The sequence below is a fragment of the Oceanobacillus sojae genome, from assembly GCF_007991515.1.
GTDB classification, from domain to species: Bacteria; Bacillota; Bacilli; order Bacillales; family Amphibacillaceae; genus Oceanobacillus; species Oceanobacillus sojae.
Genome location: NZ_BJYM01000007.1, coordinates 43,186 through 56,600 on the forward strand (window position 1 = coordinate 43,186; position 13,415 = coordinate 56,600).

The following is a 13,415-nucleotide window of genomic DNA, read 5'->3' on the forward strand; positions in this document are numbered from 1 at the left end:
TTGTCAAAGAGGAGAGAACGTAATGAAATTAGAGAGACTATTATCCATTATTATATTATTGATAAATTACCGCATGCTGCAGGCAAAAGATTTAGCGGAACGATTTGAAGTATCTGTGCGGACGATTTACAGGGATATTGATACGATTAATGCAGCTGGCATACCCATTATAACTTACCAGGGAGTTTACGGCGGTATCGGACTTGCGGAAGGTTACCGGCTGGATCGTAATCTGCTCACCAATGATGAATTAGCAGCAATTGTCACGGCACTGCGCAGTATATCTACTTCTTATGAAAAAGCACAGCACCAGCAATTGATGGAAAAAATGAATAGTGTTGTACATCCTGTTGATGCCAAGGCTTTTCAAAGTAAAACAAGCCGTGTTCTCATTGATTATTCACCTTGGGATAACAGTGCACGGCTCCAAGAAAAACTGGAGCGTATTGAAAAGGCAATAGATAACTGTCTATTCATTGCATTTACATATTCAGATGCACAGGGGAAGATTACGCAGCGAACGGCGGAGCCGCATACATTAATTCTCAAAGGAAGACAATGGTATGTACAAGCATACTGCATAGAAAGAGAGCAGTTCCGTTTATTTAAATTACGAAGAATAAAAAATTTGTCTGTGGATGCTGAGTTAAGTTTTACCCGCCGCCCTTTACCAGAACAAAAGGATATAAAAGGAAAACAATCCTCTATCTCCGATAATAATGAGGTAGTTTTACGTTTCCAGAAAGAAGCTCATCATTTAGCGGAAGATTGGTTTGATGCAGAGGAGCTTATTCCGACGGAAGATGAGACATGGCTGGTGAAGAAAGCTTACCCAGAGGATGAATGGTTATACAGCTTTATACTCAGCTTCGGTCCTCAGGTGGAGGTGTTGGAGCCAGTCCATTTGCGGGAGATTATCGCAGAGCGTGTAATGCAAATTACAAAAATATATAAATAAGTTGAACAAACTGGACAGACAGCTGTCAGGTTTCCTGTTTTATACTAACTATTATCATAAGAAAAAGGAGTTTGATAAGCTATGAAACAGGATAAATCAGCTGTAAATATTAAACCGTTACGCATGGAGAAGCGGCCAGCTTTTACATTAGCCGGAGTCAGTATGATAACTACTAATGAGGCAGAGCAATCTGGAAACGGGAAGATAGGATCATTATTTGAACGCTTTTTCACAGATAATATTGGAGAAAAATTGGATGTGAACATTCGTGAAGCGGGATATTACGGTTGTTATTTTCATTATCAGCAAGAAGAAAAAGGGACTTATGAAATTATGTTAAGCGTGCAAATAATGGAAGATTCTGTGGTTCAAAACGTAGAAGGGATTCAAACTTATACATTGCCGGAAGCGACATACGCTGTATTTGTAACAGAAAAAGGTCCAATAGCGGAAAAGGTTCCGCAAGCTTGGGCTGCTATTTGGGAATGGCAGCAGCTGCCTGAAAACATACGCACATTTACTGGTGATTTTGAGTACTATGCCGGGGATATTGATCCGGCAAATGGGCAGGTAGAAATATATATTGCGATTGAATAAGCAGAAATTCTCTACTCTTCCACTTTGATGTAATACAATGTACCCGGTACCATGATTAATATTAGATGACTTATAAAGGAAAGAGAAAATGCTAAAATCGATAAACCTGATCAAAGAATTACTATTTGACATAAATGGTGAGCTCACAAATATATTAAAAGAGCCGCAAAATATGGAATATGAAGGAACTACTTTTAATATTAATGAAAATAAATATAGGAGCCGCTTAGCTAAACGAACACCAAAGAAAGATGGGTATTTTGTTGTTTTCTGGGAAAAAGATGTAAATCATTGCAATCAGGCTTTTGCATATAGTGAGAGTCCGGATAAAATAGTGTTTTCAATCATAGATAAGGATGTGAAAGGTCAGTTTATTTTTCCAAAATCTCTGCTTTTAGAGAAAGGAATATTGAGAACTAATGATAACAAAGGGAAAATGGCAATAAGAGTATACCCTTCATGGGAAAGGTCATTAAATAACTCAGCTAAAAAAACACAAGCATGGCAGGCACCATATTTTATAGATGTTTCAAATGAAATAGATATGAAAAGACTTACAGAATTATATTTCTCTTAAAAAGTACACATAAGAAAATCGAATGAAGAAGTCCGGAAAAGCTCCCTATTTTATAGGGGAGGCTTCGGACTTTTTTCATTCCATTATTTTTCTCCATTCTCCTTATACTGCTGTTCCATCGCTTTAGCTATTTCCTCCATATAAGCTTCTTGCTCTTTTGACCAGAAAGTCGGAGCTACAAAATCATCCGCTTCTGCAGATTCCAATTGTTCTTCCCATTTATCGATATTTTCTACAATAACATCCTCAGGGACGATTTTTATAAATAAATCATTAATATTTAAAAATACCTGTTGCGCTTCTTGCGCATGCGGAGGAACGTTTTCCCGCATCAGCCTTTTTACTTCAGCCAGAATAGAAAGCCATGCTCTATCTAATTTTTCACGCTCTTTCTTTGGTATATCCGTAAAAAGCGATGCAAAATCATCGGGAAAATGCTCCTTCATCCATGCCTTTTGCTCCTCTTCAAATTCCATCCCGTGGAGCAGCGAGGCGAGCACCGTCCAATCTAATGAAAAGTCATCATCTAAAAGCTCTTGTACATGATCAATAGCTGCGATGGCCCTGTTTAATTCCTCGCGCTTATGCACCAGCACCTTTCTTTGAACAGGGAGGGAGTCTGCAAAATTTTCTAAAGTGATTTCTTCTTTATCCAGCATTTCTTTGATTTCCTGAAGTGAATATCCAATAAATTTTAATGACTGGATACGTTGTAAGGTGGCGAGTTCTTCCAAGCTGTATAAACGATGACCGTTTTCATTTCTTTTGCTTGGATAAAGAATCCCAAGTTCTTCATAGAAACGCAGTGTTCGTGTTGAAAATCCGGTTTTTGCTCCAAATTCTCCGATGGTATACATTTCATATCAGCTCCTTTATATCTAAGTATAAAGCTTTCCGTTACGTGAAATGCAATGGTTTTTTACAGGTAAATAGAAATATCTTTATGTTTTTAATTTTTCCTGAATAAAAATTGTATTTCTCTCTCCACTGCAAAAAGCACTTTCAAAGCAAATAAGAAATGTAATCAGCAATAAATAGCCGGTCTGTTTACTTAAAGCTTCTCAGGAGCTTTAATACCAAGCAATTTCAACCCTTCCTTCAATACAATCGCAACAGATTTCACCAATGCCAGTCTGCTGCTTTGCTCTGCATCATCAGCTAATATTTTGACCTGACCATAATATTTATTAAAATCCTGGCTTAATTTCAAAACATATTTTGCGATAACTGATGGTTCAGCCTGCTGAAAGCTTTTTTCGATTACATTTGGAAAATCCATTAGTATTTTGATGACGGTCCAGCTGTATGAATCGGTGAGCCCGCTGACAGAAAGGTTATTTTCAGCAGAAGCTTTCCGAAGAATAGAGCAGGAACGGGCGTGTGTATATTGCACATAAAGCCCTGTAGAACCTTCAAATTTCAGCATCTCAACCAGATTGAATTCAATATTATTTTGGCGTTCATTCTTTAAATCATGAAAAATAATTGCTCCGACACCGACCATTTTTGCTACTTCTTCTTTATTTTCCAGTTCCGGATTTTTAGTTTTAATATTTTTGTAAGCCAGATCAATGGCTTCTTTGATAACATCCTCCAGCAGCACAACTTTTCCTTTTCTGGTCGACATTTTCTTTCCATCTTTTAAAATAAAACCGAATGGAACATGCTTTAATGAAGCTGCCCAGTCATAGCCCATTTTCTGGAGCACAAGGAATAACTGTTCGAAATGAAGGCGCTGCTCCTGTCCGACGATATAGAAGGATTTTTCAAAATGATAGGCCCTGCTCCGGTAAATAGCTGCTGCTAAATCCCGGGTTGCATATAATGTAGCGCCATCTTTCTTTTTGATTAAGCATGGCGGCATATTCTCAGCTGCTAATTCAACTACCTCAGCTCCATCTGAAAGAGACAGGAGATCTTTGTTTTTTAATTCTTGGACAACCTTGTCCATTTTATCATTATAAAATGCTTCGCCATCATAGGAGTCAAATGCAATATCCAGCAGTTCATAAATTTTCGCAAATTCCTTCAGTGATTCTTCTCTGAACCATTTCCACAGCTGATTTGCTTCTTCATTCCCAGATTCTAATTGTTTAAACCAAAAACGGGCTTTATCCTCTAAGTGGGGATGTTTTTCCGCTTGTTCGTGAAACATCACATATAGATAAAAGAGCTCTTTAATTGGGTTCTCTCGTACTTTTTCTTCTAAACCCCATTTTTTATAAGCAGTAATAAGCTTGCCAAATTGTGTTCCCCAGTCACCAAGATGATTTATTCGAATGGCTTTATAGCCATATTTTTCTGAGATATTAGCAAGTGCATTGCCAATAACAGTAGAACGTAAATGGCCCATGGAGAAAGGTTTGGCGATGTTTGGTGATGAGAAATCTAAAGTAACTATCTTTCCAGCACCGGCTGAAGACGAACCGTAGTCTTCTTTCTCAGTATTAATACGCCGAATTACTTGTTTACTGACGACTTGTTTGTTTAAAAAACCATTTAAATAAGGTCCTTCTGCCACTGTCTTTTCTAAAAAAGGTGCATCTATTTTTGTAGATAACTCTTTGGCTATTTGCTGCGGAGCTTTTTTTAGTTTTTTTGCTAAGGTAAAGCAAGGGAACGCTAAATCGCCATGAGTATTATATTTTGGTTCCTCTATCAATGAATGAATTTCATCCACTTCCGATAACCCTTGTAAATGGGTATAAATTTCTTCCGCAAATTGCTGACGGTAATTCATGATCTACTCCTCCAATACGATTAAACGTGAAATTTAAAAACATAAAAAAACCCGTCTCCATGATGTAACATAGAGACGAGTTTATTCGCGGTACCACCCTAATTGCTCCTATATATAACTAATAAAGCTTTAGACTTTAATCAGAAATAAATAAGAACCTTCTTATATTATTTTTAACGGAATAACCCGGCATATCCTACTGATTGTTCAGACAGCACCTCTGAAGTGCGTTTCATTATATTCTGTACTGTCAGGCTTCCACCATCTCCTGACTCGCTGCTGTACATGATATATAACTACTCTCTTCATCAACGGTAATATATTAATGCTATATTATACAGAGATTTTCCAAAATAACAAGTACTCATTCATAAATATTTGGAGAAGTATCGGAAGAACTCAAACAATTGTTGGTTACTTGAAAACAGTTTATATGGAGTTTGAAAAAGTCTGCAAAGAAGTAATATTATAATGAGCGGACTTTCGAATGTCAAAATTGCATAAACCTTGTCAATCATAGTTTTTAATGAAGTACATTAAGTAAGAGACTTCTCCTCTACGTTTTTTGTACGGATTATGCTAAAATGTATATCAGTTAGCTTTGTTGAAGAGAGGAGCTTCAAAATGGTATCAACCGTCTGTACAAAGGATTTACTAGATCGGTTTAATTTACAGTTAGTAGCAGGAGAAGAAGGAGTTCACCGTGAAATTATAACAAGTGATATTTCACGCCCAGGATTGGAAATGACGGGCTTTTTTGACTATTATCCAAGGGAGCGTCTACAATTAATTGGTAAGACAGAATTAGCTTACTTTTTGGGACTGAATGCTGCAGAAAGAAAGCAGCGTGCTGAAAATCTATGTACGGATGTAACTCCGGGAATTATCATTTCCCGTGGCATGGATGTACCAGAAGAATTTTTTGAAGCATCGAAGCATTCTGGCGTACCAATCATACAATCACCGCGGACAACGACGCGGGTATTGAGTCGTTTAACCAATTACTTAGAATCTAAATTTGCACCATTTACGGCGGTGCATGGTGTGTTAATAGATATTTACGGCGTCGGTGTCTTAATTATCGGACAAAGTGGTGTTGGTAAAAGTGAAACAGCACTGGAATTAGTTAAAAGAGGGCATCGTCTTGTAGCAGATGATAATGTGGAAATCCGGCAAGAGGATTATGAGAGTCTGATTGGCAATGCACCTGCACTTATTGAACATTTACTGGAAATAAGGGGCCTGGGTATTATTAATGTAATGACATTATTTGGCGCAAGCTCGATCCGCAGCCAAAAACGGATTTCGATGGTTATTCAATTGGAAAATTGGGATAATAAAAAACAGTATGACCGTTTAGGATTAGATGAAGATACGATGAAGATTATGGATGTCCATCTGCCAAAAGCAACAATACCTGTCAGACCGGGAAGAAACCTGGCTGTTATTATTGAAGTAGCTGCTATGAATTTCCGGTTGAAACGGATGGGTGTGAATACGGCAGAAGAGTTTTCAGATCGTTTAACAAAAATGATTGAACAAGGTGATTTAGAATCACAATAGGAGGTAGGATATAGATGATTGGGACAAGTGCTCCTATTGATCGTGTATTTTTAGAAATTGGTCCATTAACAATTTATTGGTATGGAATCATTATTGCTGTTGGAGCTGTATTAGCAGTTTATTTAGCTACGAGAGAAGCGGAAAGAGTTGGATTGGGCAAAGAGACCATTATGGATTTCATTATTTTTGCTGTACCAATTGCGATTATCTCCGCAAGAATTTATTACGTAATCTTTGAATTTGACCAATATGCCAATGGTCCTTTATGGAAAATGTTTGCCACCTGGGAGGGCGGAATCGCTATTCATGGGGCTGTAATTGGCGGTGTGATTACAGCTATTGTTTTTGCAAAAGTAAAGAAAATATCATTTTGGCGTCTGGCTGATGTCGTTGCACCCAGTTTAATATTGGGACAGGCAATTGGGCGCTGGGGGAATTTCGTGAATCAGGAAGCGCATGGCGGTCCAATTTCTGAGGCTGCGTATGAAAGCTTTCATCAGTATTTGCCGGACTTTATTATGAACCAGATGGTCATTGATGGTGTGATGTATCATCCGACATTTTTATATGAATCTGCCTGGAATTTCCTGATATTTTTTGGCCTGTTACTTTTCCGTAGAATAAATCCAAAACGCGGAATGGTATTCTTAATGTATGCTGTCACGTATTCCATCGGCCGTTTTTTCATAGAAGGGCTTCGGACAGACAGTTTATATATTATTGGTGATCTGAGGACGGCACAGGTTGTATCTATCTTAACAATCACAGCCGGAATTATTCTCATGCTATACAGGCTCATGACAACAGACGAGCGTTATCTTGACACACCAATGACAAAAAAGTATCCGAATAAAAGAAAAAAGAAAAAGAAGAAAAGGAAATAAAGTGAAACTTGATTTATCGGGTGGTTTTTCCCGCTAAGAATAAGGAATACAAGCTAACACTGCGATTACTCGCCCCATCAAAAACATTTGGGGAAACGCTTGTGTGACCAACATCGTGTTGGCCTGAACCAATCAGGAGATGAAGAGCCCGTTTTCATCCAACGAAAAAACTGATTTTACCATATAAATCAGGATGAATTACGGGCACTCATGCCGTGATGAAGCAAACGTGTTAAGCTGAAATGAGGTAAGAAAATGAAAGGAACGCTTTACAGGGGGTTAATTCAGGGATTAAAGACTACATTAAAGCTTGGGAAAGTTATTTTTCCGATTACATTAATTATAACGATATTGCAGTTTACACCTGTTTTCCCTTGGTTTATGAATATCATCTCCCCACTTATGGGGTTATTTGGTTTATCAGGGGAAGCTGCTGTTCCGCTTGTTTTAGGGAATGGATTAAATTTATACGCAGGGATTGCAGCGATTATTTCTTTTGATTTTACCGTCAAGGAAGTATTTATTATGGCAGTTATGCTGTCTTTTTCCCATAATCTATTTATTGAATCTGCTGTGGCAACAAGTGTAGGAGTAAGGTGGTGGATTATCGTTGGAATCCGGGTTGGACTTGCTGTGATATCCGGACTTTTGATTAATTTATTCTGGTCTGGCGGCTCAGAGCTTGCTCAATACGGTTTTATTTCCAGCAATGAAGTGGTCCTGAATAATTGGTGGGAAATTGGGCTTCATGGTGCTCAAGCGGCTGCTATAGCTATTGTTCAATTAGCCTGTATCGTTATCCCGTTAATGATTATCATGCAAATTATGCGGGAGCTTGGCTGGATGACTGCCATGTCAAATAAATTAGCTCCATTTATGAAGCTGCTGGGAATAGATAAGCGTGCTTCCATGACAATGGTTGCCGGTCTTACTATCGGACTTGCCTTTGGTGCCGGGCTCATGATGCAGGCTGTAAAAGAAGATAATGTGCCGAAGAAGGATATGTATTTAGCATTAATATTTCTTGTATCCTGCCATGCTGTTGTGGAGGACACGCTTGTCTTTATTCCGCTTGGAATTCCAGTTTGGCCATTATTAATTATCCGATTATCTGTAGCGATTATTTTGACGATGGTTATTGCTTATTTTTGGAAGAAGGAAGAAAGGAAAGTGCAACATGAGCATTCGTACCATTCTGTTTGATTTAGACGGAACGTTATTAAATACAAATGAGCTTATACGTGCTTCATTTGAACATACATTTGAAAAATTTAATATGCAGTTTACCCCGGAAGAAATAAAACATCTTAATGGCCCGCCATTAAATGAAACCTTTTATGAAATAAACCCGGAGCTGTCTGAACGAATGACAGCCGCATACCGGGAGTATAATATGAGAGAGCATGACCGTTATGTAGAAGCTTTTCCATATGTTTATGAAACAATCAAGCAGCTGTATGATAAAGGTATTACATTGGGAATTGTAAGTACGAAAATTAAAAAAACAGTTATGATGGGATTGGATTTAACCAGACTGACAGATTTCTTCTCTGTTATTATTACTTATGATGATGTGACACTTAAAAAACCTGATCCAGAACCGGTAGAAAAAGCAATGAAGCTGGTGAATGCGGATCCTGAAACAACCTTAATGGTAGGAGATAATTTTCATGATATTGTTTCAGGACAGCGTGCTGGTACACAAACGGCGGCGGTAAGCTGGTCTGAGAAAACAGAAGACTTTTTAAAAAGCTATCATCCAACATATTATTTGGATACAATGAGGGATTTATTAACAGTGGCAGGTGAATAGTCATGCGGAGAACTGAAAGGTATAAAGTCCATCATAAAGCAAATTCTTTATGGCAGATGTACAGTACGGTGTCTTTTTTTAAAATAGTAAAAAATTTTATTGTGATTCAGATTGCTCGTTATACTCCTTTTTTAAGAATGAAAAATTGGATGTATCGGCATTTTTTGCGCATGAAGGTAGGCGACCGTACATCATTTGCTTTAATGGCAATGCCTGATTCCATGTTCCCGGAAAAAATTAAAGTTGGAAATAACAGTATTATTGGTTATAATACAACGATTTTAGCGCATGAATATTTAATAACAGAATATCGTTTGGGTGAGGTGCATATCGGTAATGAGGTGATGATAGGCGCCAACTCGACGATATTACCGGGAGTGCATATCGGCGATGGAGCGATTATTTCTGCTGCGACACTGGTACATAAAGATGTTCCCGCTGGAGCTTTTGCCGGGGGAAATCCGATGCGGATTATTTATACGAAGGAAGAAATGGAATCGCGTAAGCTGCCGGATAATGATTGAAAGGAGGGAGCTCTGATGCAATTACCTGCTGGTATACTGCCTGCTGTAAGGCGCATGAAGGATTTTGAGAAGGTGTTGGAAAGTAATCATGAATACATTATTATTTTAGAATCAAGATTAGTCCAGCTGAAAAGTATGATTGATTACAGTCACCGTGCAAATAAAAAGGTATTTATCCATTTTGACTTAATTCAGGGGCTGAAAGCAGATGAATACGGGATGGAATTCCTGCATCGGGAAATAAAACCTGATGGTATATTAACGACACGCGGAAATGTGGTTGCAGCTGCAAAAAAGCATAAATTGCTGGCCATTCAACGTGTCTTTATATTAGACAGTGCTGCATTAGAGCAGAGTATAAAGCTTATCCATCGATTTGAGCCGGATTACGTGGAAATTTTGCCGGGTCTGGTGCCGGAAGTAATTGAAGAGATTACCGGAGAAACCGATATTCCTGTTATTGCCGGTGGGTTAATTAAAGAGGAAAATCATGTTACTCAGGCACTGAATGCTGGAGCGGTAGCCGTATCTACATCAAGCCGCAAGCTTTGGAATCTTTCATAATAGAAAAAACAGCACCTGTATCGGTGCTGTTTTTTCTATGTTGAGGTATGAAATTAGAATAAAGAAAAAATGGAACAACTTTGATTATATATAAAAGTGTTAATCGGCTTTGTTCGATTTTTGTGTCCAGCCTTATTCATATAATTTCAGATCGGAATTTTCTTTTCTTTCCACCACTGTTATTGATTCAAAAACAAGAAATCCTGCTGATTCAATGAATTGACAACGCTTGCAATTTGTTTTATTCTATACTTAAACTAATCGTGATGGAGAGAAGGAGCCCGCGCAAATGTGTACCAGGATAAGAATGGTGCTATTTGTTTGCGGGCTTTTTCTACTTATCATTTTCCTCCTTGGTGTAAAAGTCACAGGTTTTATCTTTTTCTAAACTTATTCTGACATGGTATGATTATTTGGTTGTAGAAATAAAGGATAAGCCTTGTGGAATATCCTTATATGTTTAAAAAAGCACAATGGAGGAATAGGGTATGAAAGAACAATATATATTGTCAATTGACCAGGGGACAACAAGCTCCCGGGCTATTTTATTTAATAAAGGAGGGGAGATTGTTGCCACAGCTCAAAAAGAATTTGAACAGCATTTCCCTAAACCGGGCTGGGTAGAGCATGACCCGAATGAAATTTGGACCTCTGTACTTGGCTGCATTGCAGAAGTATTAAATAACACAAATATAGAAGCAAATCAGGTTGCGGGGATTGGGATTACAAATCAGCGTGAAACAGCAGTTGTATGGGATAAGCAAACGGGAAGACCAATCTATAAAGCAATCGTTTGGCAATCTCGTCAAACAGAAGATATTTGCCGTAATTTAAAACAACAGGGCTATGAAGAAACAATTCGCAGCAAAACGGGTCTTTTAATTGATCCATACTTCTCAGGAACAAAGGTAAAATGGATTTTAGAGAATGTAGAAGGCGCGAGGGAGAAGGCGGAAGCAGGAGACCTTTTATTTGGAACAATTGATACATGGTTAATCTATAAATTTTCAGGCGGGACGACTCATGTAACCGACTATTCGAATGCTTCCCGTACCTTAATGTTCAATATTTATGATCTAAAGTGGGATGAGGAGCTTTTAGAAATTCTTGGTGTACCACAGTCGATGCTTCCAGAGGTACGGCCATCATCTGAAATCTATACAAAAACAGTATCGTATCATTTCTTTGGTGAAGAAATACCGATTGCCGGAATTGCTGGAGACCAGCAGGCTGCTTTATTTGGTCAGGCATGCTTTGAAAAAGGAATGGCAAAAAACACATATGGGACAGGCTGCTTCTTATTAATGAACACGGGAGAAGAGCCAGTAGCATCTAAACAAGGATTGTTAACAACCATTGCGTGGGGCCTGGATGGAAAAGTAAATTATGCACTGGAAGGAAGTATATTTGTTGCGGGTTCTGCTGTCCAATGGCTGCGTGATGGATTACAGATGATTGAATCCAGCCAGGAGAGCGAAGTATTTGCATCTGAAGTGGATACAACAGAAGGTGTATATATGGTTCCTGCCTTTGTCGGGTTAGGTACTCCCTATTGGGATAGCGACGCCCGTGGTGCGGTCTTTGGTTTGACAAGAGGAACGAAGAAAGAGCATTTTATTCGCGCTACGTTAGAATCTCTGGCTTATCAGACAAAGGATGTGATGCAGGCAATGTCTGTTGATGCAGGTATTGATTTAAAAACGCTCCGTGTTGACGGGGGCGCAGTAAAAAATGATTTATTAATGCAATTCCAGAGTGATATTTTAGAAGTGCCTGTAGAACGCCCGGAGATCCAGGAGATAACAGCATTAGGATCAGCTTATTTAGCAGGGATAGCTGTCGGGTACTGGAAGGATCAGGAAGAGGTAGCAGCACAGTGGTTAAATGAAAAAACATTTGAACCGAAAATGGATAAAACAGAGAGTGACCGCCTATACAAAGGCTGGGAAAAAGCTGTCAAAGCAACACGTGCCTTTAAAACAGAATAGTACCTGGTTATTTATAGAAGTAATATAGATTAAGATGTTTTGGAAAGCTGTATATTGGTAAGAGGCTGAAGATAATTTAGGAATCAATTTGAATTTTTAACATAGATACTGGGATTGATTCATTTCATTAAAAATCTGGAGGGGTAGAAATGAAAAAAATAATCAATAATCCAAGTAATGTAATTCAAGACATGGTAAAAGGAATGACTCTTGCAAACGATGGACAGTGGGTACAGGTAGAAAACACAAACGTTATTCGTCGCAAGGAGCTGTCTCAAGGGAAGGTCGGCCTGGTCAGCGGCGGTGGAAGCGGACATGAACCAGCCCATGCAGGCTATGTCGGCAAAGGGATGTTAGATGCAGCTGTTGTTGGAGAAGTATTTACCTCTCCGACACCAGATCAGATTTTTGAAGCTATTAAAGCAGTTGATCAAGGTAAGGGTGTCCTGCTCATTGTAAAAAACTATACAGGAGACGTTCTAAACTTTGAAATGGCTGGCGAATTAGCTGAGGCAGAAGGAATTCGCGTTGAGCAGGTAATTGTAAATGATGATATTGCTGTGAAGGACAGTGATTTTACCATTGGCCGCCGCGGGATTGCCGGCACTGTATTTGTCCATAAAGCAGCTGGAGCAAAAGCGGAGCAGGGAGCTTCGTTAGACGAAGTGAAAGCTGCTGCAGAAAAGACAATCGAGCAGGTGCGTTCTATGGGAATGGCTCTAACATCATGCACAGTTCCTGATGCTGGAAAGCCAAGCTTTCATTTAGATGAAGATGAAATGGAGATAGGGATTGGCATTCATGGAGAAGCAGGAACGGAACGGAAAAAGATTGCTTCTGCAAAAGAAATAGCGGATGAACTAACAAGCAATATTATTGAAGATGCTGGTCTGGCAGCTGGTGACGAAGTAGCTGTTATGATTAATGGCATGGGTTCTACACCAGAAATGGAGCTATTTATTGTAAATGGTCATGTCAATGACATGCTGAAGGAAAAACAAATTTCTGTTCATCAGACATATGTTGGCGAATATATGACATCTCTTGAAATGGCGGGATTTTCTATCACACTATTAAAGGTTGATGAAGAATTAAAGCAGCTGTTAGCAGAGCCGAGTGAAGCTATCGCTTTTAAAGAGGATATTTAAAAAGTCCAATAAAGATGACGCAGCGAAAAGAGGGTCTTCTACTAAAAACGCCCACGTCG

Annotated in this window: 13 protein-coding genes and 1 other annotated feature; of the genes, 11 read left to right on the plus strand and 2 right to left on the minus strand. The window is 38.8% G+C overall.

What is annotated here, in order from left to right:
- Positions 1–22 precede the first annotated feature (22 nt).
- The 3 genes from OSO01_RS09390 (at position 23) to OSO01_RS09400 (ending at position 2,132) form a co-directional block, all read left to right on the plus strand.
- Positions 23–958, plus strand: coding sequence for a helix-turn-helix transcriptional regulator (locus OSO01_RS09390; protein WP_147210186.1), 936 nt, complete (start codon positions 23–25; stop codon positions 956–958).
- A gap of 81 nt (positions 959–1,039) precedes the next feature.
- Positions 1,040–1,555, plus strand: a complete 516-nt coding sequence (locus OSO01_RS09395; protein WP_147210187.1) for a GyrI-like domain-containing protein — start codon at positions 1,040–1,042, stop codon at positions 1,553–1,555.
- Positions 1,556–1,643: 88 nt separating this feature from the next.
- On the plus strand, positions 1,644–2,132 hold the full coding sequence (locus tag OSO01_RS09400) for a MepB family protein (protein ID WP_147210188.1): 489 nt from the start codon (positions 1,644–1,646) through the stop codon (positions 2,130–2,132).
- A gap of 83 nt (positions 2,133–2,215) precedes the next feature.
- Here the strand turns inward: OSO01_RS09400 and OSO01_RS09405 are convergent, their stop codons facing one another.
- Together OSO01_RS09405 and argS are read right to left on the minus strand one after the other, a co-directional pair.
- On the minus strand, positions 2,216–2,989 hold the full coding sequence (locus OSO01_RS09405) for a MerR family transcriptional regulator (RefSeq protein ID WP_147210189.1): 774 nt from the start codon (positions 2,987–2,989) through the stop codon (positions 2,216–2,218).
- Between the two features lie 194 nt (positions 2,990–3,183).
- Complete coding sequence (argS, locus tag OSO01_RS09410; protein WP_147210190.1) at positions 3,184–4,872, minus strand: arginine--tRNA ligase; 1,689 nt, start codon at positions 4,870–4,872, stop codon at positions 3,184–3,186.
- A gap of 68 nt (positions 4,873–4,940) precedes the next feature.
- Positions 4,941–5,193, minus strand: a binding site (T-box leader).
- Between the two features lie 303 nt (positions 5,194–5,496).
- Here argS and hprK point away from each other — a divergent pair.
- The 8 genes from hprK to dhaK all read left to right on the plus strand — a co-directional run bounded on the left by hprK (position 5,497) and on the right by dhaK (position 13,356).
- Positions 5,497–6,435, plus strand: coding sequence for an HPr(Ser) kinase/phosphatase (hprK, locus tag OSO01_RS09415; protein ID WP_077601956.1), 939 nt, complete (start codon positions 5,497–5,499; stop codon positions 6,433–6,435).
- A gap of 14 nt (positions 6,436–6,449) precedes the next feature.
- Positions 6,450–7,319 (plus strand): prolipoprotein diacylglyceryl transferase, encoded by an 870-nt coding sequence (gene lgt / locus OSO01_RS09420; protein WP_147210191.1) that lies wholly within the window; start codon positions 6,450–6,452, stop codon positions 7,317–7,319.
- A 255-nt stretch (positions 7,320–7,574) separates the two neighbouring features.
- Entirely contained in the window at positions 7,575–8,522 is a 948-nt protein-coding gene (locus OSO01_RS09425; protein ID WP_147210192.1) for a nucleoside recognition domain-containing protein, read from the plus strand.
- On the plus strand, positions 8,497–9,132 hold the full coding sequence (ppaX, locus tag OSO01_RS09430) for a pyrophosphatase PpaX (protein ID WP_147210193.1): 636 nt from the start codon (positions 8,497–8,499) through the stop codon (positions 9,130–9,132). Before OSO01_RS09425 ends, ppaX begins: the two co-directional genes overlap by 26 nt.
- A gap of 2 nt (positions 9,133–9,134) precedes the next feature.
- The gene (locus tag OSO01_RS09435; RefSeq protein ID WP_147210194.1) at positions 9,135–9,656 is read left to right on the plus strand and encodes an acyltransferase; all 522 of its coding nucleotides are present in this window, start codon (positions 9,135–9,137) and stop codon (positions 9,654–9,656) included.
- 15 nt (positions 9,657–9,671) lie between these two features.
- Positions 9,672–10,220: a glycerol-3-phosphate responsive antiterminator gene (locus OSO01_RS09440; protein ID WP_147210195.1), complete on the plus strand. Its 549-nt coding sequence runs from the start codon at positions 9,672–9,674 to the stop codon at positions 10,218–10,220.
- Between the two features lie 488 nt (positions 10,221–10,708).
- Positions 10,709–12,208 (plus strand): glycerol kinase GlpK, encoded by a 1,500-nt coding sequence (gene glpK / locus OSO01_RS09445; protein ID WP_147210196.1) that lies wholly within the window; start codon positions 10,709–10,711, stop codon positions 12,206–12,208.
- Positions 12,209–12,357: 149 nt separating this feature from the next.
- Positions 12,358–13,356 carry a dihydroxyacetone kinase subunit DhaK gene (gene dhaK / locus OSO01_RS09450; protein ID WP_147210197.1) on the plus strand — a complete coding sequence of 333 codons (999 nt, stop codon included), beginning with the start codon at positions 12,358–12,360 and terminating at the stop codon, positions 13,354–13,356.
- Positions 13,357–13,415 lie beyond the last annotated feature (59 nt).